The organism is Sporomusa rhizae, assembly GCF_041428845.1.
Taxonomy (GTDB): domain Bacteria; phylum Bacillota; class Negativicutes; order Sporomusales; family Sporomusaceae; genus Sporomusa; species Sporomusa rhizae.
The window spans coordinates 5,118,589-5,141,916 of sequence record NZ_CP156925.1; the positions used below are offsets into that span (position 1 = coordinate 5,118,589).

General features: G+C 42.3%; 21 protein-coding genes. 3 read left to right on the forward strand and 18 right to left on the reverse strand.

Annotation, left to right across the window (positions count from 1 at the left end; translation table 11 throughout):
- Nucleotides 1-554 precede the first annotated feature (554 nt).
- Nucleotides 555-887: a nitrous oxide-stimulated promoter family protein gene (locus SRRS_RS23925; protein ID WP_371363922.1), complete on the reverse strand. Its 333-nt coding sequence runs from the start codon at nucleotides 885-887 to the stop codon at nucleotides 555-557.
- Between the two features lie 333 nt (nucleotides 888-1,220).
- Between SRRS_RS23925 and SRRS_RS23930 the strand changes: the two genes are divergently transcribed.
- Complete coding sequence (locus SRRS_RS23930) at nucleotides 1,221-2,237, forward strand: alpha-hydroxy-acid oxidizing protein (protein WP_371363923.1); 1,017 nt, start codon at nucleotides 1,221-1,223, stop codon at nucleotides 2,235-2,237.
- Between the two features lie 332 nt (nucleotides 2,238-2,569).
- On the opposite strand, the gene SRRS_RS23935 is transcribed toward SRRS_RS23930, so the two are convergent.
- The 4 genes from SRRS_RS23935 to SRRS_RS23950 form a co-directional block, all read right to left on the reverse strand.
- Nucleotides 2,570-3,700 (reverse strand): sodium ion-translocating decarboxylase subunit beta, encoded by a 1,131-nt coding sequence (locus SRRS_RS23935; RefSeq protein ID WP_371363924.1) that lies wholly within the window; start codon nucleotides 3,698-3,700, stop codon nucleotides 2,570-2,572.
- 33 nt (nucleotides 3,701-3,733) lie between these two features.
- The gene (locus SRRS_RS23940; protein ID WP_371363925.1) at nucleotides 3,734-3,895 is read right to left on the reverse strand and encodes a hypothetical protein; all 162 of its coding nucleotides are present in this window, start codon (nucleotides 3,893-3,895) and stop codon (nucleotides 3,734-3,736) included.
- Nucleotides 3,896-4,479: 584 nt separating this feature from the next.
- Nucleotides 4,480-5,223 (reverse strand): type I methionyl aminopeptidase, encoded by a 744-nt coding sequence (gene map / locus SRRS_RS23945; protein WP_371363926.1) that lies wholly within the window; start codon nucleotides 5,221-5,223, stop codon nucleotides 4,480-4,482.
- A gap of 102 nt (nucleotides 5,224-5,325) precedes the next feature.
- The gene (locus tag SRRS_RS23950; protein ID WP_371363927.1) at nucleotides 5,326-5,835 is read right to left on the reverse strand and encodes a MarR family transcriptional regulator; all 510 of its coding nucleotides are present in this window, start codon (nucleotides 5,833-5,835) and stop codon (nucleotides 5,326-5,328) included.
- Nucleotides 5,836-6,003: 168 nt separating this feature from the next.
- Here SRRS_RS23950 and SRRS_RS23955 point away from each other — a divergent pair, with 168 nt between their 5' ends.
- The gene (locus SRRS_RS23955; protein ID WP_371363928.1) at nucleotides 6,004-6,585 is read left to right on the forward strand and encodes a cyclase family protein; all 582 of its coding nucleotides are present in this window, start codon (nucleotides 6,004-6,006) and stop codon (nucleotides 6,583-6,585) included.
- A gap of 373 nt (nucleotides 6,586-6,958) precedes the next feature.
- Nucleotides 6,959-8,443, forward strand: a complete 1,485-nt coding sequence (locus SRRS_RS23960) for a sigma-54 interaction domain-containing protein (protein ID WP_371363929.1) — start codon at nucleotides 6,959-6,961, stop codon at nucleotides 8,441-8,443.
- Nucleotides 8,444-8,493: 50 nt separating this feature from the next.
- Here SRRS_RS23960 and SRRS_RS23965 read toward each other — a convergent pair whose 3' ends face one another.
- The 13 genes from SRRS_RS23965 to SRRS_RS24025 form a co-directional block, all read right to left on the reverse strand.
- Nucleotides 8,494-9,813 (reverse strand): MFS transporter, encoded by a 1,320-nt coding sequence (locus SRRS_RS23965; protein WP_371363930.1) that lies wholly within the window; start codon nucleotides 9,811-9,813, stop codon nucleotides 8,494-8,496.
- A 421-nt stretch (nucleotides 9,814-10,234) separates the two neighbouring features.
- A complete protein-coding gene (locus tag SRRS_RS23970) occupies nucleotides 10,235-11,083 on the reverse strand; it encodes a MaoC/PaaZ C-terminal domain-containing protein (protein ID WP_371363931.1) in 849 nt (282 codons plus the stop codon).
- Between the two features lie 19 nt (nucleotides 11,084-11,102).
- Nucleotides 11,103-12,653, reverse strand: coding sequence for a crotonobetaine/carnitine-CoA ligase (gene caiC / locus SRRS_RS23975; RefSeq protein WP_371363932.1), 1,551 nt, complete (start codon nucleotides 12,651-12,653; stop codon nucleotides 11,103-11,105).
- A 48-nt stretch (nucleotides 12,654-12,701) separates the two neighbouring features.
- Nucleotides 12,702-12,986 (reverse strand): ferredoxin family protein, encoded by a 285-nt coding sequence (locus SRRS_RS23980; protein WP_371363933.1) that lies wholly within the window; start codon nucleotides 12,984-12,986, stop codon nucleotides 12,702-12,704.
- Nucleotides 12,983-14,272 (reverse strand): FAD-dependent oxidoreductase, encoded by a 1,290-nt coding sequence (locus SRRS_RS23985; RefSeq protein ID WP_371363934.1) that lies wholly within the window; start codon nucleotides 14,270-14,272, stop codon nucleotides 12,983-12,985. The genes SRRS_RS23980 and SRRS_RS23985 overlap by 4 nt, the downstream gene beginning before the upstream one ends.
- A 44-nt stretch (nucleotides 14,273-14,316) precedes the next feature.
- Nucleotides 14,317-15,261 carry an electron transfer flavoprotein subunit alpha/FixB family protein gene (locus tag SRRS_RS23990; protein WP_371363935.1) on the reverse strand — a complete coding sequence of 315 codons (945 nt, stop codon included), beginning with the start codon at nucleotides 15,259-15,261 and terminating at the stop codon, nucleotides 14,317-14,319.
- Between the two features lie 22 nt (nucleotides 15,262-15,283).
- Nucleotides 15,284-16,054 carry an electron transfer flavoprotein gene (locus tag SRRS_RS23995; protein ID WP_371363936.1) on the reverse strand — a complete coding sequence of 257 codons (771 nt, stop codon included), beginning with the start codon at nucleotides 16,052-16,054 and terminating at the stop codon, nucleotides 15,284-15,286.
- A 118-nt stretch (nucleotides 16,055-16,172) separates the two neighbouring features.
- Nucleotides 16,173-17,402, reverse strand: coding sequence for an L-carnitine CoA-transferase (gene caiB / locus SRRS_RS24000; protein ID WP_371363937.1), 1,230 nt, complete (start codon nucleotides 17,400-17,402; stop codon nucleotides 16,173-16,175).
- 54 nt (nucleotides 17,403-17,456) lie between these two features.
- Nucleotides 17,457-18,590, reverse strand: coding sequence for a crotonobetainyl-CoA dehydrogenase (gene caiA / locus SRRS_RS24005; RefSeq protein WP_371363938.1), 1,134 nt, complete (start codon nucleotides 18,588-18,590; stop codon nucleotides 17,457-17,459).
- Between the two features lie 37 nt (nucleotides 18,591-18,627).
- The gene (caiT, locus tag SRRS_RS24010) at nucleotides 18,628-20,160 is read right to left on the reverse strand and encodes an L-carnitine/gamma-butyrobetaine antiporter (protein WP_371363939.1); all 1,533 of its coding nucleotides are present in this window, start codon (nucleotides 20,158-20,160) and stop codon (nucleotides 18,628-18,630) included.
- Nucleotides 20,161-20,717: 557 nt separating this feature from the next.
- Complete coding sequence (locus SRRS_RS24015; RefSeq protein ID WP_371363940.1) at nucleotides 20,718-21,593, reverse strand: glycosyltransferase family A protein; 876 nt, start codon at nucleotides 21,591-21,593, stop codon at nucleotides 20,718-20,720.
- Nucleotides 21,593-22,327, reverse strand: a complete 735-nt coding sequence (locus SRRS_RS24020) for a methyltransferase domain-containing protein (RefSeq protein WP_371363941.1) — start codon at nucleotides 22,325-22,327, stop codon at nucleotides 21,593-21,595. The genes SRRS_RS24015 and SRRS_RS24020 overlap by 1 nt, the downstream gene beginning before the upstream one ends.
- Complete coding sequence (locus SRRS_RS24025; protein WP_371363942.1) at nucleotides 22,321-23,145, reverse strand: hypothetical protein; 825 nt, start codon at nucleotides 23,143-23,145, stop codon at nucleotides 22,321-22,323. Before SRRS_RS24025 ends, SRRS_RS24020 begins: the two co-directional genes overlap by 7 nt.
- Nucleotides 23,146-23,328 lie beyond the last annotated feature (183 nt).

Sequence of the window (23,328 nt, forward strand, 5' to 3'; positions counted from 1 at the left end):
CGCTCTTCTGCACGGCAGTCCTAATGCCCATGAACAAGTTTTTCTATGCGATATTCAGTTATCAACGATCTTTACGAAAAAACAGCAATAGTAACAAAAAACCGATAGTTGATAAATTACTTTACTATTTAATCATTCTTTGGTTAAATAGCAAAAATAAGATATCACCTATCAGCATCTTAAAAACCCTGCCAGCAACTGTTACCCGCCACCCTTAAAAGGGCCGTTATTCTTCTATACTCATTTGATCTACTACCCTACTCATATACTTGATTCTTTATACACTCCTGAATTACTTTTTTATTTCGTCCCACAGTATTTACATAGTACCTGTGCAAATCTGTGTTGAACATATAAGAAAAAACGTAAAAAGTTAGGATTGCAAAAAAATATGGGGCTGCAGAATAAAAAACTCTGCAGCCCCATATTGCGGTAGACTCAAGACATCCAGCTCCTGTTATATGTGTCATAAAATGAAATAAGCACTATAGCGTACTTTAATCTAAATCCCGAGATAAATATATTCTAATAAAAATAAGCAACGACCGTGGGGATTACTTATTCCAACTTATTGATTTACTCTTAAATGAATCAGATAAATGAAGCAAAGCTAATATTGGATGCTTATATATCATACGCGGTCCTGCATAACGCATAACAGCGATAATCTTATCTTTCATAACTTTGCTGTAACAATGAATTGGACATTTAGCGCATACGGGTTTAGCCTCACCAAAAATACAATGCTGAAGCCGTTGAAGTGCATATCCCAATAAATAGCTGCAGTCATCACATAAGCCTGTATTGGTTCCGTGCTTGGCCTTACAATACATAACAATCATTTTTTCAATACTCGTGCGCTCGCGCAAAATTCTTTTTCCTAACATATTTTATGCACCCGCCTGCTTTTTACTTAGCTTCGTACGCCCATGCTTTACCCTTATTTTACACGCTTGGCTCTATCTGCACTGTGAGCCTCATCACAATACCATTGTCTGCTATCAACGTGTCAGGCTCATCGTTTCCTCGAAATGCAAAGAAGGATTTCATGTAATAGTATTGAAGAGTATAAAACATGGGGATTTCCCGGTAAAACCAGTGTAGCTGCCTTATTCCTGCTACTACTGCAGCCGATTATTTCAGGTCAACCAAATCTATAAAAATACATATATACCTCTGATCATGTACATTATTAAAGAAAAGGAAAGGGAGAGAGTACTATGAATTACCAAGAATTACTGAAAAATGCACGTACCTGTATTGGTAGTTACTGCAAGGCCTGCGGCATCTGTAACGGCATTGCATGTAAAAACTGCATTCCTGGACCAGGGGCTAAGGGCGTTGGCGACACAGCCATCCGCAACTATCAAAAATGGCAGGAAATTCGTGTTAATATGGACACGTTGTGTGAAAATAGACCTGTAGATACAACCTTGAATTTATTTGGTCAGACGTTCAAATATCCATTTTTCGCGGGTCCTGTTGGCGCGGTAAATATGCACTACAGTGAGAAATTTACCGACATGACCTACAATGATATTCTGGTTTCTGCCTGCATGGAAAACGGGATAGCTGCGTTTACCGGAGACGGTACAAATCCACAAGTCATGGAGAGTGCAACAACGGCAATTGCTAAGGTGAATGGGCGTGGTATTCCGACAATTAAACCGTGGAATATTGATACCATTCACGTGAAAATGGATCTAGTGCGTAAAGCAGACGCTTTTGCTGTTGCTATGGATATTGATGCCGCCGGATTGCCTTTCTTGAAAAACATGACACCTCCGGCCGGCGGAAAATCAATTGACGAGCTTCGTCGCATAGCTGAAATTGCCGGAGTACCGTTTATTGTAAAAGGGATCATGAACATAAAAAGCGCATTGAAGGCAAAAGAAGCGGGCGCAAAAGCAATTGTCGTTTCTAATCATGGCGGCAGGGTACTGGATCAATGTCCGTCAACTGCAGAAGTGCTTGCAGAAATTGCCGAGGCGGTTGGAAGCGAAATGAAGATTCTCGTTGATGGCGGCATCCGCTCCGGCACAGATATTTTCAAGGCTCTCGCACTTGGTGCAGACGGTGTCCTCATTTGTCGTCCTTTTGTAACAGCCGTTTATGGCGGTGAAAAGGAAGGCGTGAAGCTTTATATTGAAAAGTTGGCCGAAGAATTAAAGGATACAATGGCTATGTGCGGTGCTTTTAGCCTGAGCGAAATTACAAAAGATATGGTACGCAGATAAGGCAGGCACATTGGATTACAGCTTAAGGTGTAGCCCCAGATTGGTGCAACTGCAAATGCTATAAAAAAAGCGATAAAAAACAAGGGCAAAAGATCGTTGTATTTTTTGCCCTTGTTTATATTTTACCGGAATGCAACCCGACTGCATTGAAACAACACCTAGGGTGGCTAAAGTAGCGGTATAGCCTCTTTCTATTTTGGGAGAAGATTTAGCGGCACTTTCGCGCTGTGTAAAAATAATAAGCCAAACTAATCACTAAGCCCACAATAAATGCAGTAGCGTTCACTAAAAACACCTCTTTCGAATGAGTTTATCCAGGAGCTAAGTCTACTTTATTTTGCGCCAAGCAATGCCAGCATGATACCTCCGGAAATAGCCGTTCCGAATACTCCAGCCAGGTTTGGTCCCATAGCATGCATAATTAGAAAGTTGAAACGGTTTTCTTTTAATGCAACCGTATGCGAAACCCTAGCGGCAATAGGTACTGAGGCAATTCCCGCGGAACCAATTAATGGGTTGATTTTGCCGCCACTGCACTTATTCATAATCTTAGCGGCTATTAGCCCCGAAGCAGTGCCTCCCACAAAAGCAACTAATCCAAGAAGGACAATCTCAAGCGTTTGAATGTTTAGGAAACGCTCAGCCGCCATGGTTGAGCCAACAGCGACGGTTAAGGTAATTGTAATCACGTTCATTAAATCATTGGCGGCAGTACTGGCAAGGCGATCTACAATCAGAACCTCTCTTAACATATTTCCTAACATTAACATGGTAATTAGCGGTGCTACCGGCGGTAACAGAAGGTTTACAATTATTGCTATTACAAAGGGAAACACAATCCTCTCCAGCCGACTGACTTCCCGGGTTTGAGACATCATAATCTGCCGTTCCTCCGGGGTTGTGAGCAACTTCATTATAGGCGGCTGAATAAGCGGCATTAAGGCCATATAGGAGTAAGCAGCTACCGTTATTTGCGGCAACAGATGCGGGGCCAGTTTCATAGTAACAAAAATTGCCATGGGGCCGTCAGCGCCTCCGATAATTCCAATCGCACCCGCTTCAGCCAATGTAAAGCCAAGCGCTTTTGCCCCAATAATAGCAATAAAAATGCCTAAGTGTGCCGCCGCTCCAAGAATCATTAGACTTGGATTGGCGATCATCGGTCCAAAATCCGTCATAGCACCTACACCAAGAAAAATTAGCGGAGGAATTATAACCAACTCTACACCGCGAAAAGCATAGTAAAAAAGTCCACCTGGCTGAGTAAGGTCAGAACCTGGAACATTGGAAACAATACACGAAAAACCAATGCCGAGCAGTAGGAATGGTTCGTATTTTTTCGCAAGGGCAAGATAAACCATACTAGCGCCAACCAAAATCATGACGACATTGCCCCACCAAAGCTGGGCAAGCCCGGTTTGTTCGGCCAGGGACGACATCAACGAGTATATTTGTTCTATCATTATAAATTCTCCCTTTCCATTAAAATGTGTTGCTTAGTGACCACTCGTCAACTCATCGTCATTTATTTTTCCTACTTTATTCAGAAGAGGAAAAATGTGAAGAATGAAGCTAATCCCCCAAATAATTACAATGCTTAGAAAAAAGTCAATCACGCTCAATACAATAGCGCCCTCCATAGTATCAGGTACTGTCATGCTTATTCCTCCTTTTCATTTTATTAGCGATGCACTTGTATATCTCGAATGCTGATGGAAGATGAAATATTATCTTTTCGGCCCCCTTTTCCAAACTCGTTTTGCATAACGCCAGCCACCAATTCCGGTATATCCAACTTCTTTCGTTTGTATACTGCATATTGTATACTTGATTTTTGCAAATGGTTGACGTAAACGGACGTACTTCCTGTCCGCTTTATTGCTATGAGCGGATCATATAGTTTCCAATACTACATGATCTGGTTTTCAAAAACTACAAATAAGAACACCTGGTTTGTTTTGATTAATTCAAAACAAACCAGGTGTAGAATACTCGTATTTATTGCCGCTTAAAGCAATAAACCGTAACTGCACGGCTTGTATTTTTCGGTTTCTCAAAATGGGTCTGTTCCCATCGGTCCACCTATATATACATTTGCCGCCACAATATGGAATTGTAGCGTATTAGAAAAATACTATTTGTGATTTCATAATACCATATCACAAATCATCTGACAATAGCAAAAAAAGAGAAAAATATAGATAACTCATAATCGTGATTGCTCTATAAGGCCTCTTTCTTGTTATATCGTTAAAATAATAGGAGTATTATCCGTTACTACGACTGTATGCTCAAACTGTGCAACAATACTCTTATCAGGCGTTCTCAATGTCCAGCCGTCGCGATCTTGAATGACATATCGCGCCCCTGTCGAAACAAAGGTTTCTACGGCTAAAACAAGTCCGTAAGTTAATTTTTTCCTATCCCTTTTATCAAAGTAATTCAGGATGCGAGAAGGCTCTTCATGCAATCTTCTGCCTATACCGTGGCCTGCTAAATTTTTTATTACTTTAAACCCGTTGCTTGCAGCCTCATCATAGATAGCCTTACCAATCCGATTAATCGGAGTACCGGCTTTCACCTTGGCAATAGCCTTTAATAAAGCACTTTTCGAGCATTCACATAGGTTATTTTTTAGTTGATCGGCATTGTCGACAACAACAGTGGCTCCTGTATCGGCAAAATAGCCATTTAACTCGGCTGATACATCTATATTTACACTGTCGCCTCGTTTAAGAATTTTCGCACCCGGGATTCCATGAGCAGCTTCATCATTTACACTAATACAGGTATAGCCCGGAAAATTATACTCACACATAGGAGCCGAGTGCGCTCCATAATTTCGAAGAACTCTCTTACCGATTTCATCAAGTTCTTTCGTCGTAATTCCGGGTTTCACCTGTTTAACCATTTCATCCCGTACTACAGCAACGATTTTTCCTATTGCGGCTAATTTTTTGAGATCTTTTTCAGAATCTATAGACATATCAGTTCCCCCTTTTTGTAAAATCTAACTCTTCCCTATTATATGTACGGATGGCTGTCTGGTTTTAGCTGCTGACTATAAATCTACGCCTACTTAAAACATTCATCTTTTATCTTGTGGCAATGGAGTTGTAAATCCTGAGATCAAATCCCCCACGAACTTACTGGCAAAATTCAATTCTTCAGAGCTATAAACGCGAAAGATCGCAGCAAATTTTTCCGTAACTTGCTTATGGAGAATGTCGTGTATCTGAAAAATTTTCTTTCCCAACGGCGTTAGTTCATAATATGTTTCTTTCTGGTTATTTTCTAATCGTTTGACCTCAATCATGTTCTTCTTTATCAATTTAGCGGTTATCTTAGAAATGCCGCCTTTCGTAATAGCTAACTTTTGTGAAATTGCCGTTGTATTGATCAGCCCGTTTCTCTCAATACAATCTATGACATGGCATTCCGCCACAGAAATACTCACATCCCGGAGCTCTTCCCATCCCTGTTTATTTAAAATCTCCCGCAATAATTTTTTCTCATAACCTTCTATATCATTAACAGAATACACTAGCGTTTCAATCTTATGTACCAGATCTTGAACTGGCGACGTATTATTTTTCATTTTACCAACCTGACTTTTAATAGTTTTAATACTAAGAGCTGATTATATTATAACAGGTTATCAACCTATTCCAAATAGATTCGCCAGAATAGTTTACAAGGAAACTATAATCATGGTATAATCACATTGTTTCCAGGGAAACTATGTGATTATAAGGAGGCTTACACTATGAAGATTGATTTGTCTGTTGCTATCACTGAGGAAATACTGAATAACTTCTTAACGCTAAATAAAACCGGTGAGATACCGCCGGTCGGAAAATTTGGCCATATTGGCACCCATTTTGACGTTATGGATAAGGAATTTCAATTAGAAAACACCGAAAGAAAAGGAAAAATCTTTGATGTCAGTCATATAAAAGATAGAGATATCGAAATAGCAGATATTGACGAGACCAAAATTGAAACCCAGGATTTTATCCTGTTTTATACAGGCTGGCTGAAAGAAAAAAAATATGGTAATCTGGAATACTTCACAAATCATCCGCAACTATCCCACGCATTGATAACTTATCTGGTAAATAAAAAAGTCAGTATGATTGGTATAGACGCCGCAGGAATACGGAGAGCGTCCGAACATCAGGAAGCGGATATGTATTGCGCTAATAACGGAGTCTTTGTAATCGAAAATCTAAATCAACTGGATGTATTACTCCAGAAAGCCGGAACCAACAATTTCATCATTCATACCTACCCCGTTAATTACAAAGGTCTTACAGGCTTGCCATGCCGGGTAGTTGCAGAAATATAAGCAACAATTTCTTTGGTGCCTGAACTTGTTTTGCAATTAATTTAATATTGCAAATTGATTTGATTTTTTCACCAATCCAAGTATAATAATTAATAATAGGATGCAAATAGAACTCGTATTTTACAGTTAGGTGCCAAAAGTTTTAGTAGATAGGTTAGCGACCTATCTACTTTTGTTTATAACAATCCGATAAATGAGACTTGATTCAGCTGGGGTTTAACCCCACCTGAATCTTAGTCGAATTATCCAGGAACTTAGCCGTTCTTTACTCCCGCCTACAGAGGACGGGAGTATTAGAACGGGTTAGTCATCGGATAAAACTTTCTAAAACCTTATTCTGAGTCCGTCTTATCGAAAAAAGGAGATGCACCAGATGAAAAGAAACCAACTGTCTAAATCTCAAGAAGATTTCACCGAACTGGAGAAAAACCGGCAAAACAACAGTGCCAAGTTTGACCTGCTGATTCATTCCTTAAATTGCCTGGAAGATTGTTATTTTTCCATAGTGGACGCAGCAGGCAAAATTGTTTTTCTGTCAAAGGAATTTGAAAAAGTAGATGGTTTTAAAATTAATGATATATTGGAAAAAAACGTATTGGATGTTTACAAACTGGGTGAAGAAAATAGTGTACACATGAAAGCGATGACGGAAAAACGGATATTGAAAAATACCCGTTTGCGCTATACTTCCGCCGATGGTCAACCGGTCGATCTGGTAATGGATATCTATCCGGTATTTTCCGGACCGGAAGTCATCGGCTCCTTTGCCGTAAGTCGCGACACAAGCAAAATACAAGTACTTACCACTAAAGTAGTTGATTTGCAGAAAGCGCTTTATAATCAATCACAAAAAAACAACACCAACGTAACCCAATTCTGTTTTGATGATATCATTGGTTCCGGCAAAGCCCTGCAAAACGTGATTAACACAGCGAAAAAGGTGGCCCGCTCGGAATCACGGGTCATGATTCTGGGAGAAACAGGAACAGGCAAAGAACTTTTGGCTCAGAGCATCCATAATGACAGTACAAGAGCAACTGAGCCGTTTATCGCGGTAAACTGTTCCGCTATTCCTGAAACCTTATTGGAAAGCATCCTGTTCGGAACAAATAAAGGGGCATTTTCCGGGGCTGAGACAAAACCCGGATTATTTGAAGAGGCGAAAAACGGCACTCTTTTTCTGGACGAAATAAATTCAATGAGTCTCGTCCTCCAGTCCAAACTGTTGCGGGCATTAGAAACAAATCGAATCCGTAGGTTAGGCAGCAACAAAGAAATCCCGGTGAATCCCCGCATTATAAGTGCTATGAACATCGAACCTGAAGAAGCCATTGAAACCGAAAAATTACGGAGTGATTTTTATTACAGGCTTGCTGTAATCACCATAAAATGCCCTCCTTTACGGGACAGAAAAGAAGATATCCTTACTTTAGCCAGATTTTACATAGCCAAATACAATAAAATTCTGGGGCGAAAAATTGACGGGATTTCGGAAGAAGTAATCCGAATACTGGAAAACCATAACTGGCCGGGCAATGTCCGCGAATTAAGCCACTGTATCGAGCATGCGATGAATATGGTTGATACTGCGGATACCTCCCTGTCAGTACAGCATTTACCTGCATTTCTTTTGGACAAAACCCTCAAGAATCAAATTTTGCCGATCATAATGCCTAAATTTAATGATTATAAACAACTCATGCTGCAAGTGGAAAAAGATATATTGACACAAGCCCTCAAAAAAAATAACGGAAATATTAATCAAACCGCCAAGGAACTAAATCTGTCCAGGCAATGTTTGTTTTATAAACTAAAACGATTAGATATCGCCATTCAGCACGAGATTCATATCGAATAATTGAGGTTTTTTCACTTCTGAATGCATCCGCAGTCACAGCACCTATTCACTTATTTTTTACAATCCACTACACTTGATTCAGCTAACGTCAATCCCTTTGTCTCAGGCGCCATAGTAATTGATACAATTAAGCCAAGAACCGATATGGCAGATCCGGCCAGCATTGTTGGTCCAATTCCATAAGCTTCCATGAAAATTGGTAATGCATAAGTTGATAAAACTGTCCCAATCCGGCTAAATGCCATAGCTGCTCCTACGGCAGAAGCCCGAATTTCAGTCGGGAACAGTTCATTGGGATAAAGCCATTGCAAAATGCCGGGGCCACCGGAAAAGAATGCATAAATTCCAAAAGCGGCAACAACAATCCATATATTGGCCTTCGGGAAAAAACCTAAAACGGCCAACGCGACACTCATGATGGTAAAGCTTCCTATAATTAAGGGACGGCGACCTATCGAATTCAGCCAGAACATTGCAGGAATACAGCCGATTAAAAAAAACATACTTATAACAATATCACCTAAAATAGCTTGCTTACCTGACCCAAAGCCAAAAGCACTGATGATCTCCGGACCAAATGTATATAAACCAAACATAGGCACGACCTGACATGCCCATATGGTACCAACAAACACCATTCTTTTAAAATATCCCTTTTCAAATATCTTGCTATAACGTGTCTCTGTAGCTTCTTCAAGCTCTAATGCAACATCCGCACCAAATATCTTTTGTACAATTGCCCGGGCTTCATCAATCCGCCCTTTACGTGCCAACCACCGGGGTGATTCCGGCGTGCCCCACCGTCCTACCAGCAGGATCACACAAGGAATAACCGCGCTGCCTAGCATCCATCGCCAACCGCCGGCAACATCGCACAAATAATACCCCACAATATCCGCTGCAGTTGCGCCTACATACCAAACTGCGGCTATAAATCCGATAGAAAGAGCACGGTATTTGCGTGGTGTAAATTCCGTCACCAATGAAGTTGCAATCGGATAGTCCGCTCCAATAACAATTCCTATTAAAAACCGCATGACAACAAGCTGTGTTGGCGTATCAATAAACATAGTCCCGAGAGAAATAACCGCAATTGCGAAGATATCAACAGTAAACATCAATTGACGGCCCACTAAATCTGTTACATAGCCGAAAAGGGCGGTGCCGATAAAAATTCCCGCCAGGGCAGCGGCGCCAACCAGCGCGCTCCAGTGGGCGTTTAAATTCATTTCAGGCCCCAATTGAGCAAGGGCGACACCAATAATAACCAGGACGTACCCATCTAAAAACGGACCACCACTGGCAAAAAATATCATTTTCTTAAGATAAGGCGTTAATTCATAATCATCGAGCGTTTTTTTTGATTGCATATTTTCATCTCCCTTTTTGGTAAACCATCACCGGTCTTTTTTGACTGCACTATGACCATTCATGCAAATTAAAACGCCAAAAAGGATGCTTTATAACAATGGTATCAATACTTGACCAAGGAAGCGGCTATCCGTCGATTATTCCAAACATCATTACATCCAAGGTTCTATATAGTAACTGCGGCTAACACTACTAAGGCACTCAATATCATCGAACCATAATCAACGAAAATTTATAAATATTCCGACTTATTATTGTAATATTTCTTTACTTCTTTGTTTTGATTATTGCTTATTTTATTATTTTAGGGAAGCCAAGCGAAGCATGTTTGTTTAAACTTCGCTTTGGCTCCCTTTCAATATTTTATAACAAAATACACTTCTTTTGCTTCCGGTAGTTTAACCCTCTGTTGATATTAAGTTATTTCCATTCAACCAAGGCAAAGTTTAAATAAGCTTTTTCTGTTGCTGCATCTATGACCCTAAAGTGAACCAGATTTTCGCCCATTTTCCACATTTGAGTCTTGATGGTTACCCCCGGAAGGAGCGGAGACGTAATACGAGTTTTGAAACGCGTCAACCTCTCAGGTTCCCCAGGGAACAATGTTTTAATGATATGCCGGCAAGCAACTCCTGCCGTACTCACAGCATGAAGAATGGGCTTTTCATAGCCAATTTCTTTAGCATATTCCCAATCAACGTGCTGAGGGTGATAATCCCCCTGTAATCTGTAAATTAGCGCCTGATTCAAAGGTATCTGCTCCGAAACCTCATAATCGGGCTCTCTGTCCGGGATTTCCACTATATCCTTCGGTGGTTTGGGACCGCCAAAACCACCATCATAAATCAAACAATCCCAGCTTTCGTTGGTAAATATTTTGGCACCTGTTTCATCATAGGTATCTCCTATATGCTGCGCTAACAAACCTTTATCGGGACCACGATCATATAAACCCTTAAGCAGCACATATGTACTTAATTTACCCGACGTTTTTGTCAGTGGCTGGTGAAATTTTAAATCAAATCCCCAATGTAGTGATCCTGCATAATTATAGCCATAATCAATGGTTTTGGTGACTATTTGATCCACGATCGGCATCGCCCCAAATATAGGAAGAATTTTTAAGTTCTTTTCGTAAACATATTCCAAATCCGTGATCCCATCGGCGCCGGCACCGCAGCCGAGTCCGAGAAGCATCAATTCTCTGAAATCATATTCCCGTTCAAAAGGTCCAAATGTTTTCCCAACCATTTCCATTTTTATTGTCATTTTCAATCACCCTTTCATTTTAGTCCAATAATTTTTTTTGGATCTTACCGGTACAGGTTCGGGGAAAAGAGGTTCTTATTTCAATAAAAGATGGCACTTTGAATTTAGCCATACGGCCTCTGCAATATTCCAAAATCTCCTCCTTACTAAGTTCTTCCCCCTCTTTAAATATGACAAAGGCCTTTACAGCCTGGTCGCGAATCAGGTCAGGCACTCCGATTACCGCCGCTTCCGCAATTTTGGGATGACACATGAGAATATTTTCAATTTCAATAGTCGAAATGTTTTCGCCCGCCCGTTTAATCATATTTACCTTGCGGTCAACAAAGTAAAACCAGCCAGACTCGTCAATATAGCCCTTATCCCCGGTATGCAGCCACCCCCCGGGCTGCAAGGTGTTTGCGGTTGCTTCCGGATTATTATAATATTCCTTCATAAGCGTTCTGCCGGGTACGCCTTTTATACAAATCTCGCCAATCGTATTCGGCGGAAGCTCATTGCCGCACTCATCAATAATCTTCGCCTCGTAAGATAAGCCCGGCTTACCGATCGAAGGCCAGTTTCTCATGCCATAGGGAGCATCACCGATTACGCCAACAAGCGACTCGCTCAAACCATAGGTATTTAAAAGCCGCACATTAAAACGCTCTTCAAAAGCCAGCTTTTCCTGTCGGGTAAAAGCAAGATAAAAGAACACTTCCCTGACACAGTGGTCTTTTTCCCATGCTTGCTCCGGTTGCAGCATGAGGGTACGGGTCATCATCGGCATACACTCGGTGATTGTTGCCTTATAGTCGCAGATCTGCCGCCAAAACCGCCTTGCGCTGTATTTTTCCTCCACAATCATAGTTGCACCCACGGTAAGTACAGGCATTAAGTTATTGAGCTGAAAATCAACATGAAAAGCCGGCATGATTGTTAAATAACGGTCTTCCTGTCTGAGCGAAACCTGCCAGGCAGTAAAAATACCCGCATATAACATATTGCACTGGGTAATCACAACCCCCTTGGGCCGTGCTGTTGTTCCTGAGGTAAATAAAATTTCCGCAACATCGTCACTGCTTAACGGCCTAAACTCCTGTAATGTTCCGAGTTGTCTGCCCTTACCTTCCCCAAAGTTTATAGTTCCGGGAATTTGTTTTTCACTTCTTGCCAGCAATATATTTTTAATACCGATATCCTTGTTCGGTCTGCTTCCATCGTAAATAGGCAAAAATTCTTCTTCAATAATTGCGGTTTGAATACCGCAATTATTGATAATATAGCCACATTCTTCCTGGGTGTACTGTGTGTTTAACGGAACCATAACCGCTCCGATTTTAGCCAGTCCAAACCAACACATTAAAAATTCCGGGCAATTATAAAGTTGAATTGCAACCTTTTCATTCTTTTGAATTCCCAAATCAAGAAAAAGATTGGCGGTTTTATTAATTTCCTCATTAAGCTGCGCATAAGTTAATTCACTGGTTTTGCCACTGCAATCCTCAAAGATTAAGGCGGTTTTTTCGCTGTAATTTCGAGCCAGCTCGTCCCACAAATCCCGCAAAGTCTTGTCTCCTACTATATCCATTCACTTCACCCCCTCAACCAGGAATACCCAAGGTAATACACCCTCTCACTATCCGTAGCGAAATTCTACCCCCATTGTGTTTTCTGGAAATTCCCATTTTTTAATGATTGTATCCACACATAAAATCCTGCAAGCACCACATTCCAGACAACCGGCATAATCAAAGAATAAGGTTTTATCTTCGTTAAGCTTGTACAATCCCGCCGGACAAGCATTAATCAATTTCATATTTTCTTTCATATCCGGATAGGCAGGGTCTATCTCGATATGAGCATTCCCTTCATCAACAAAATATTTATTTACCGCCAGTTTTTCTTCAACGGTTATCCTCATATTGCTGTCATCCCTTTCAGTCCGTCCTTTATCAGGTTCATCAAACCGGCAGCCTTTACATGTTTTATAGCCTTTTTCCGTAATGGAACGGCAGGTTTGCCGTCGATAACAAACATATCTGCCATAATACCGGATACCATCGCGGGATATTGGTTGAACATACGGGGATTTTCCATGAACGCGGGAACGTTTTTATACAGAGAAAGGTCATTCATTATATAGCTTTCATCCAGCATTTTCTTGTAAATTCTAAGAGACTCCGTACTAAAATCCCGCTTTTCTTTGGCAGCAAGAACGGCCCTAGCCGCCAACTCGCCTGAAGTAACCGCCAAATCAATTCCTCTTACCATATAACCAAGGTTTAGGCAAAAGCCGGCCGCATCGCCGCAAATCAGAAAGCCGTCACCATATAAGGCTGATACCATCGAGATACCGGCCTCCGGTACAGCATGACCGCTCCGTTCCAGCAGCTTACCGTCCTTAATTAATGGAGCGATTTCAGGATGGCTGGTAAAATCAGCAAACATATCCTCGATTGTTTTATTGCTTTCACCAATATGCTGGAGTCCCAAAACCAAACCAACAGAAAGGCTTTCCTTATTGGTGTACAGAAACCCCCCGCCAACCTGTCCGTTTGTAAAAGAACCGGCAAATAAACAGGCGGCTCCCTCATTACCGGTTAGACCAAAACGGTCTTCGATCACCTTTGCCGGCAGTTCATAGGTTTCTTTGACACCCACTGAAACTTGTGAAGGCAGAACCCGTTTCCGCAATCCCGCTTGTTCCGCCAATAGCGAATTCACACCATCGGCCAGAATTACTACATCGGCTTTCATTATCTCACCGCCGCAGCTAACACCCGCTACCCGGTTATTTTCCATAATTAATTGATCGGCCTTAATTCCTGTCGTAGCAATGGCTCCTGCCGCTTCGGCCTTTTCAAAAAGCCAGCGGTCAAACTTACCGCGCAGTACCACATACGAATCATTGCCTGCCACGGCCAGGCGGGGTGAACGATAACTCATCGTTACCGCATCATTATCCGTCATCATGCTGATGCGCTCTTTGACAACTCTTCTCTCTACCGGTGCTTCCGCGGCAAAGTTAGGAATTAATTTTTCTAAACAGTGAGCATAGAGGCGTCCCCCGGTCATATTTTTAGCACCGGCATAATTGCCCCGTTCAATGAGCAAAACCTCTAACCCTTGCTGTGCTAAAACATAAGCCGCAGTAGAACCAGCCGGTCCTCCGCCTACGATAATGACGTCAAATTTGTCCTCACTCAATTTGTAGCACCACCTTAATAAAATAGGATTGCTGCTAATAGGTTCTAATGCTGCACTTTCATTTTGGCAAGGATTTGCGGTAGAACACTATAGATATCGCCTACAAGACCAATATCTACCTGTTTGAAAACCGGCGCATTTTTATCCTTATTGATGGCTACCAGCGTTTTAGCCTGACGTACACCTACCATATGCTGAATCTGCCCTGACACACCCAGGGAAATATAGATGTCCGGCTTCAGAAACACGCCGGATACCCCAATATAACGCTCCTTGCTCATCCACTTCTCACCTTCGGCGATTGGCCGGCTGCACCCCATCTCGGCTCCGACTATAGCAGCTAAATCTTCGGCCAGCTTCAAATCCTCTTTGTTGGCAAAGCCTCGTCCAACACCAACCACCCGTTTCGCCGCGCTTAGATTTATCGATTCACCTTGTTTGGGGCGGGTTTCCAGAACACGAATACCGGAATTGACAACCTCCGGATTGACGGCGATTACTCTTCCCTGTCTTGCTGCATCCCTGGGCATTGCTTCAAATATTCCCGATCCTACCGTTACAATAACCGTTTCGGATAACGCCTTCACTGTCCTGATCGCTAAACCGCCGTAAACCATGTGTTTGGCAATCATGCTGCTGTCTTCTACCGTAAGCTCCACGATATTCGATAAAACACTTGTGGCGAATTGGGTGGCAATCCGTCCGGCCATTAGCTTGCCGCGTATAGAAGAATGGACCATTACTAAGTCCGCTGTTTTTTCTCGCAGCAATTCCGCAATCGATCTGGAATAGGTTTCAGGGATCACGTCCTCCCCAGGCTTGCCAAACAGATATACCTGATCGGCCCCTGCGGCTATAGCCTCTTCCGCCTGCTCATGACCACTAAATAAAATGACAGATACCTGGCTGCCAAGTTGCCGGCCGCCGCCGCACAGCTCGCCTACGGCACTTTGGTCGTCAGTTATAATCCAAACATGATTCATAGTCATAAATCTTCACCTCGTTTTTGAATTACTTCAATTCGGCCCGGAGCAGCTTCACAAACGCGTTCACAACTTCCTCCGATTCGCCCTCCAGAATATTCATCCGGCGCTCGACCTGCTCCGGTGCCAGCGTACTCACTACCACACTGGACGCTTGCGTATCTGCGGCCTCAATCTCGGACAGGCTGAATTTTGTAACAGGTTTTTTGTTCGCCGTAATAATATCTTTCATGCCTGCAATCCGCGGGATATTGATTTCCGAAGTAACAGACAGGACTGCCGGCAAAGACACTTCTAAAACTTCAATCGCGTCTTCCAGCGCCCGTTCTACAATGACTTTGTCTCCCTGCGGCGTAATTTTATTGACCGCATTGACGACTGGTATGCCGAGGTATTCACCTAGCTGATTCCCCACCTGCTGGGCATACAGATCCGACGAGCCTGCTCCGCACAGCACCAAATCAAAAGCACCTATTTTCTTAATAGCCGCAGCCAACACTCTGGCCGATTGATACGTGTCGGCTTGTTCCAGCATTTCATCCATCACCAGATATAGATCGTCAAGCCCGCGGGAAAGAATATCTTTGCGCAGTTTGGAATTTTCCAGGGCCTTTCCCCCTGCACTCAAACCGGATAATTGCCCGCCGGCCAATTCAATAATTTGTTTTCCGGCCTCAACGGCATTGAGATCATATTGGCTGAACTTCCACTCCGCTTTTTCAACGGATAATTGTCTGTCTTTGGCAACGTCAATATCCTGCTCTTCCGGTACCGCCTTACAACATGAAATCACTCTCATCAGTTCACCTTCTCATTCCTTTAGTAGTCTGTGCCACAACATAACATACCGTTTTTGAGCGGCGAGGTGCATCTAAAGCCGCTCGATGCACCCCATTCCGCACATTTCACTTATACCTTCACCCTTTTTCCGGTGCTGCGGATTTTTTAACGATACCTTGGTCACTTAAATCCTGTATACGTTCGCTGGAATAGCCCAGATTGCTTAAGATATCTTCCGTATCCATCCCCAAGGTCGGCATGGGGCGCCAAATTTGCCCCGGATTCCTTTTAAATTTGGGAAATATATTGGGGCCCTTGCATTTTTTTCCCTCCATTGTTTCCCATTCAACAAATGCTTCCCGTGCCAAATAATGCGGATGATCTACCAGTTCCTCAACACTCATCACTTGGTTCGCCGCAATATTACATTTGGAAAAGTCCTCTTCCACTTCGGCTACCGGCTTGGTCAACAGGTATTCTTCCAGCTTTTTCTCAATGAGAGCTGCTTTCGGACCATTGAGCCAAAGCGCACTGGTCCCTTCCGGATACTCATCTGTGCCCCAAAGATAACTAAGACCAATCCTGTCAAGAATGGCTTTGTTCTGTTTGGCCCCATACAGGCATAAACTGAGGAACCCGTCTTTACATTTGTATACGCCAATCCCGCATAAGTTCTGATGTCTGGCACCTGCCCGCGGATAAGTTATTCCCGCGTTGAGGTAGTCCATCATATAGTACGCCCCGAGGCGAAGCATAACTTCATACATGGCAACATCAATGCTTTCACCAACGCCCGTCTTCTGCGCCCTGTAAAGAGCTGCCAGGGATGATCCCACTACCATTAGGGCCGTCATATAATCACCCGTATACGGTGATGCAATCATTGGCTGGTCCTGGGTTCCATTTTGACTTAAATAGCCGCTGAACGCTTGCGCCGTTTGGTCATAAGCTGCACGGTTCACCCTGGACTCTACCCCATACTGGCCAAACCCGGAAACATGTACAATAACTAAAGCTTTATTATGTTTCCAAAGTAACTCATCCGTAAGGCCGCGCTTTTCATAAACCGGACCTTTACTTGATTCAATAAAAATGTCAGCGGTTTCAATCAGTTTTAAGAATACTTCTTTGCCTTCGTCTGAGAAGATATTCAGCGATAAACTGCGCTGATTCCGCCGCTCCAGTTCCTTTACATACGTTGTATCCCGCATGGAATCACCGGTAAATACATTTTCAATCCAGGTTACATCTGCTCCCCATTCAGCCATCAACTGGGCCGACTCCGGTCCGGCAATTTCCACTGCCGAATACACAACCTTTAGCCCCTGTAAATTTCCAAAAGCAGGAATGTTCATTCCTTTTGCCATAAGTTGCTACTGCCTCCTCTCGTTCTGCCTGCTGCGCCGGGTTTCTAAAAGAGCTTACCGGTACTTTTTAAGTACCTCTCTGCCGGCGGTAAGAATCTGCATTTCGTCGCTGCCCCCGGACACCCGGTCCACACGCAGATCACGCCAAAACCTACTGATACGGTGATCACCGGCAACACCGATCCCACCAAAAACTTGCATTGCCGAATCAACAACTTCAAAGCCGGCATTGGCGCAATAATATTTACACATTGCGGCTTCGCCGGAATTCATCTTGCCGTTATCCGCATTCCAAGCCGTTTCATATAACATATTTTTCATGTTTTTCAGTTTAATGGCCATATGCGCAAACTTTTCCTGAATTAATTGAAATCTACCGATTTTTTGCCCAAATTGCTCTCTTTGGTTTGCGTATTTAGCCGCATCCTCAAAAGCACATAAAGCAATACCATAATTGGTACAACCAACCAAAAAGCGCTCTGCATCAAATTCTTCCTTAACGCGGTTGAAGCCATTGCCTTCTTTACCAAACATATCTTTTTCTTCCATTTCAACATTGTCGAAATAGATATCACAACAGCTATCCATTTTCAAGCCTAACTTTGTAAGTTTCTCAATCTTGATACCCGGCCTCGACATATCCACAAACCACTCGGTAAAACAATCGCGATTTTCGGAATCCCTGGCCATAACTACCAGGTAAGGAACCCCGGCGCTGCTAGTAATAAAAGTTTTATGACCGTTTAAGTATACTTTGCCGTTTTTGCGGGTGTACGTGGTCTGAAGGCTGCCAACATCGGATCCTGCTCCCGGTTCAGTAATGGCTGAATTCCACATTTGCTTGCCGGTGCCGCGCAGGGCCATGATCTTTTCAATTTGTTCCTGGGTTCCCTCGCGCAATATCGTGTTAAATCCTGTCAGTTGATATAGTACATAGGTAGGCGCACCCAATCTTCCGAGTTCTTCCCAGACAGCTGTTACCGTTACCAGGCCTGCAGCAAAGCCGTCATGTTCCTCCGGTAATAAAAGGCTGTCAATTCCCATACCGGCCAGTTCTTTCACAAATCGTTCCGGATACTGGCTATTAGCATCACATTCGGCAAAGTAGTTGTCCCAATTTTCCCGGGCCATCAGTTCCCGAATACCCGCTACTAACAGTTCCTGCTCGTCGGTAAGTCGAAAATCCATTTATATTAACCTCCACACACTCTGATTTTTTTCAGGATTACTCCTGTCTCTTCTGACTTTCTTCCCCGGTTATCCAACCGGCCTTAACTTCTTTAAAGAAGGAGATGGGAATAATAATACAGACAACCATCATGGGTAAGCCCCCGACGACAGCTGCTGTTTGTAATGGCTTCAGCCCTCCCAATAGCAGCAGGGATATGGCTAAAACACCGAGTAACAAGGCCCAAACAACGCGGTTTAAACGGGAAGGCTCGTCATTCTCAGTTATTTCTTTGGTTGTTACCATAGCCAAAGTGTAAGCCACACCGTTAATAAATGTTGCAGTTGAAACAAAAGAATAAATAAGCAGCACAGGTAATACCACTGCACTTAAAGGAATTGTTGACCAAATTTCCACAATTGCCCTGGCCGCCCCAAATTTCTCCATGATCGATCCAATGTCCATAACGCCCTGACTATGAATGAACATCGCGTAATTTGTAAATACGGCGAAAAATACCATTTCACCAAGAACAATAGCGCCTAACACTGCCAGGCAAAATTCACGGACTGTTCTGCCTTTGGAAATTCGCACAAGATAAATAGCATACGTAACCACACAGTTGAGAAACCAGGCCCAGTAGAAAATTGTCCAGCCCTGAGGGAATCCTGATTTTCCATAAGGGTCGGTATACAAAGTCATTCTGATAAGGTTTTGCAGCATGGTACCAAGAGCATCTGTAAAACCGTTTAAAATGTATGCCGTCGGCCCGAACAGAGCTATAAAGATAATGACCCCAAAAGCTAAGTAAACCCGGATATCGCTTAAAACTTTTATTCCTTTCTGCAAGCCTAAGTAGACGCTTGTGGAAAATAAGGCCATCCATGCAATAATAATCCAGCCATCTAAAGATAACGTATGTTGAACTCCAAATATCTTGCAGATCAATTCTGCTACCAGGGGAGTTCCCAGGCCAAGTGACGTTCCCACTCCGGCAACCATGCCGATGATATACAGGATATCTATGACCTGACCTGCGAAGCCATCTTTCTGCTGGCCTAAAATTCCACAAACACTACTCGGTTTAATGACACTCCGTTTTCTGACAAAAAAGTTGTACCCAATTGCCGTTCCAATCACAACATACATCGCGGTCGGGATTAGTCCCCAGTGATACATCCCATACGCCGCCGCCCAGCGTGAGGCTTCAACGGAAAAAGGCGCAGCCTCAAACGGCGGGGTTTGCATGTAGTAATACCATTCAATGGTTGCCCAGTAAACAAGAGCAGCACTTGAGGTTGAAGTAAAAATCATGCCTAACCATGTACTTGTTTTAAATTCCGGCTGGCCCTCGCCAAACTTCTTATCTTTGAACTTGCCAAAAGTCAAATACATAGCAATAAGGAAAAGAATGACTACATACCATTCAAATGCCCACCCCAGCTTATCGGTGGTCCAGCTCAGCGCTTTATTCGAGATATCATTGGCTGTCTTCGGATCCTTGATGATTAACCCGCAAATAATTGAAATAAGGATAATTGGCGGCCAGAATATTACATGGTCAATTTTCATTTTTTTTAGTTCTGACATTCGGTTTCTCCCTCCATTTTGCAGGCTTCGTCCTGCTCGGCGTACTTGTCCTTTCTATAGCTTTACGTTATTCATCACCCCCTTTTTTTGCGCAGTGTGCATTGACTTTTAAGAACTACTTGGCATTGTAATGATTTATATTGCAATATCTGTACCAATTTTTCGACACTTTCCACGTAAAATACAGCAAAAAATTACAAAAAAACGGGCCTAAATTTGAATTTTAAGCAAAAAATGAATAACTAAAGTTAACTAATTTATTCATTTTGTCAAATTATTTTGACAAGTAAATTATTTTTGTCACCCCCTTACCGTCTATTAGCGGAAGGTTTTTAACGATTTGTAAAATTTTTTTGACAAAAACTAACGGTATTCTAATAACAGGAAAATAAAAAAGACACTCGGACGCTTTTCTGCCCTGTGTCTCACAGTAAAATTCAGTTTCTAAAGATAAATTATAAAAAATAGTCCTCTCAGAACGTTCACTTTTCTGAAAGGACTATTTCGATACGCTGAACTTTACCGAATCATAGGTACAACTGCTTTAGAAAATACTGTCATAAACTAATCCATCGCGAAGCTTGTGAAGCCACATGCCCATAATAAAGCGGATTTTTTCTGGGGGGAGTAAACGGGTTGCCCCTTAGCTGAAAATACTGGCGGGAAGCGTTTTCAAAATAATCTGGCGTCTTAGTATTAGATGAAATTCCCCCATGCAATTGATGAAAAGTTCCTTCACCAAGTAAAATAATTAATTCATCATTATCATACTCGCAGGCTCGCTTATAAAAGTCTAGATTAGCTAATCCACCACCAGCTAAATCAAAGCCCTCATCGTATCCACCTAAGCGATCATATTTGCTCTTTTCCATAAAAATAGCGGTGCTCTCAAATAATGTTCCAAAGTAGCCTTGTGCGTTTGAAGCGGCTAATGCACTGATCGTGAATAAATTGTACCCGTCTACTTCCCAGTTAACTGAGGCAATTAGTAAATCTTCTACTTCTTGAGTATATCCGTGCTTAATAGAAATAGACTGATGTTCAGGACCTAGATGCCATGCTAGCGTTGCAACAACAGGGGATGGAGCAATTTTTAGAGCGTTAATTGCAGCGTGCACAAGTCCCGGACTAACGATTCGAGCACCATCAATTAATATGCCTACACATTCTCCACTTGCCTTTAAACAAGCATAATTAATTGCTTTGCAAGGAGAAGGCTGCGACCGTTCTTGCAAGTTAATATAATGAAAGTTGTTTCCGAAAGACTGCACCTTCTCTGCTCCGAGTGGCTCTGACGACCCATTTTCAACAACAATAACCTCATAGTCTGATTCAGATACTGAACGCTGATATTGTGTCGATAAGCTGAATAAGGTGCGCGGCGCTTCCCGTTTCATATTAAAGACAACTACAATTATTGATAATAAAGCCATCAAACGTCCTCCTGCGGTTTGCGTAATTGAGCATACAAATAAAATCCTTCTTCCCTCAAGACAATTTTTTCAAAGCAAGCACGAATTCCATAAATCCGACGTGCACCAGGGTGCTCCCCACAGAAATAATTCATACTATTTATGGTCCAAGCGCTGAGATGGGTAGGATCTTGAAATATCTCACCATGAGGATACATTGGAGTATAGGATGTGAAAATTCCTCCTGGTTTTAATATCCGCCAGATCTCATCAAATAGCTGCATTATAGGATAATAAAGTGTTCGTTGCGACTCAAGGAATACGGCTTTTGGTATATGTTCAAGAAAATCTCGACAAAAAATTTCATCCGCTACACCATCTTCCAGAGGAATTTTTTCAAATCCAAGAAGGCAGATAATATCGGCACTTGTTTCCAATCGTCTGCAATCAATGCCAATGTTACCGTTTTTTCGAAAACCGCAGCCAATATCCACAACAATTTTTTCTTTTTGCTTTTGTAACTTCTTGATAAGTTCTTTCCCCTTGTCTGCTTCAGATACAACTACTTCCGAAAGTGGTGGTTCGTAGAATACAAAAGCAGAACTTAAACCGGTATGACTTACCAGCAGTCCTCTTGGACTTCTTGCAATACATTTCGTCTTGCCGTCTTTTGTAATAGCATCTAAATATAGTGATGTAATTCGATATTGAGGACCTTGAGAAGGATAAAATTGAAAGCAAATATCACCTAGCAATTAGTGAGAGCATTCATCTGAGATGGCTGTAAAGTCATCAAAAGGGTGTTGTCAGTTCGCAGATGAAAGGAATTTATATCAGATTGTTCCTTGATAGTAGCCTTAATCCACGTCCCCGGCAAAATAACCCATCCTGGTTGTAATAACTGTTCTGTAAAGCCAAAGTAAGCATCCTGGGTATGCTGCTCTACTTTTTCCGAAAGGACAATATCTCTAGCTAGCGTTTGAACCAGCAATTGTGATAAGCAATCCGTATAATGCGGCGCATAGACTGCTTGTTGAGAGAATCTATTAACAAGTTTCTCTTGATAACATTCCAGTAATTCACGCTTACCCGCAATTATGCAAACTGTATGGGGAAAACCAGGATCGCCGGCAAAAAAAATTAACTCCATCTCAAAACTTTTAAATAACTCCCGGAATCCTTCAGGTGTAAATCGCCAGTAATCATTCGGATATCCATGAATAGGAAAAGACATTACTGATGTAGCTATTAGAATACCTTTCTGACTGCAAAGGCAACGTTTCAATTCAGCAATACTATGGGAAAGATCTCTAACATGCTCCAAGGTATCACATATAAGAAATGTACCTACCTCGCCTGAGGAAAATGTCATCTTCTCTAGAGACTCCACGCGTTCCACACCTGGTCCCTCGATCATATCACAGCCTATGTAGCGCCTCCCCGGAAATAAAGGTCGTAAATCAGCAATTTTCTCCTGACCTTCGGGCAAACGTGCGCCGATTTCTACAATGGGTTCCATCAAAGGCAATACTTCTGAACAAATTCGGACAAATTCTCGGACATGCGGCCGCATTATTTCTCCCTTCCAATATAACAATATTTCGCTAAACAGACTTACCATATATTTCATGGCAATCAAATAATTACACTAAAATATTTATTTAAAAATCTATAAAAAAAGAAGCATCTAACGATGTTTCTTTTAAGGTACGATATGCAGTTTTACCGTTATATAACTAAACTCCTGTCAAAATTA

Excerpts from the sequence above, each read along its gene's own strand:
- SRRS_RS23925 (WP_371363922.1), bottom strand. The coding sequence starts at position 887 with ATGTTAGGAAAAAGAATTTTGCGCGAGCGCACGAGTATTGAAAAAATG.
- SRRS_RS23930 (WP_371363923.1), top strand. The coding sequence starts at position 1,221 with ATGAATTACCAAGAATTACTGAAAAATGCACGTACCTGTATTGGTAGT.
- SRRS_RS23935 (WP_371363924.1), bottom strand. The coding sequence starts at position 3,700 with ATGATAGAACAAATATACTCGTTGATGTCGTCCCTGGCCGAACAAACC.
- SRRS_RS23940 (WP_371363925.1), bottom strand. The coding sequence starts at position 3,895 with ATGACAGTACCTGATACTATGGAGGGCGCTATTGTATTGAGCGTGATT.
- map (WP_371363926.1), bottom strand. The coding sequence starts at position 5,223 with ATGTCTATAGATTCTGAAAAAGATCTCAAAAAATTAGCCGCAATAGGA.
- SRRS_RS23950 (WP_371363927.1), bottom strand. The coding sequence starts at position 5,835 with ATGAAAAATAATACGTCGCCAGTTCAAGATCTGGTACATAAGATTGAA.
- SRRS_RS23955 (WP_371363928.1), top strand. The coding sequence starts at position 6,004 with ATGAAGATTGATTTGTCTGTTGCTATCACTGAGGAAATACTGAATAAC.
- SRRS_RS23960 (WP_371363929.1), top strand. The coding sequence starts at position 6,959 with ATGAAAAGAAACCAACTGTCTAAATCTCAAGAAGATTTCACCGAACTG.
- SRRS_RS23965 (WP_371363930.1), bottom strand. The coding sequence starts at position 9,813 with ATGCAATCAAAAAAAACGCTCGATGATTATGAATTAACGCCTTATCTT.
- SRRS_RS23970 (WP_371363931.1), bottom strand. The coding sequence starts at position 11,083 with ATGACAATAAAAATGGAAATGGTTGGGAAAACATTTGGACCTTTTGAA.
- caiC (WP_371363932.1), bottom strand. The coding sequence starts at position 12,653 with ATGGATATAGTAGGAGACAAGACTTTGCGGGATTTGTGGGACGAGCTG.
- SRRS_RS23980 (WP_371363933.1), bottom strand. The coding sequence starts at position 12,986 with ATGAGGATAACCGTTGAAGAAAAACTGGCGGTAAATAAATATTTTGTT.
- SRRS_RS23990 (WP_371363935.1), bottom strand. The coding sequence starts at position 15,261 with ATGACTATGAATCATGTTTGGATTATAACTGACGACCAAAGTGCCGTA.
- SRRS_RS23995 (WP_371363936.1), bottom strand. The coding sequence starts at position 16,054 with ATGAGAGTGATTTCATGTTGTAAGGCGGTACCGGAAGAGCAGGATATT.
- caiB (WP_371363937.1), bottom strand. The coding sequence starts at position 17,402 with ATGGCAAAAGGAATGAACATTCCTGCTTTTGGAAATTTACAGGGGCTA.
- caiA (WP_371363938.1), bottom strand. The coding sequence starts at position 18,590 with ATGGATTTTCGACTTACCGACGAGCAGGAACTGTTAGTAGCGGGTATT.
- caiT (WP_371363939.1), bottom strand. The coding sequence starts at position 20,160 with ATGTCAGAACTAAAAAAAATGAAAATTGACCATGTAATATTCTGGCCG.
- SRRS_RS24015 (WP_371363940.1), bottom strand. The coding sequence starts at position 21,593 with ATGGCTTTATTATCAATAATTGTAGTTGTCTTTAATATGAAACGGGAA.
- SRRS_RS24025 (WP_371363942.1), bottom strand. The coding sequence starts at position 23,145 with ATGCGGCCGCATGTCCGAGAATTTGTCCGAATTTGTTCAGAAGTATTG.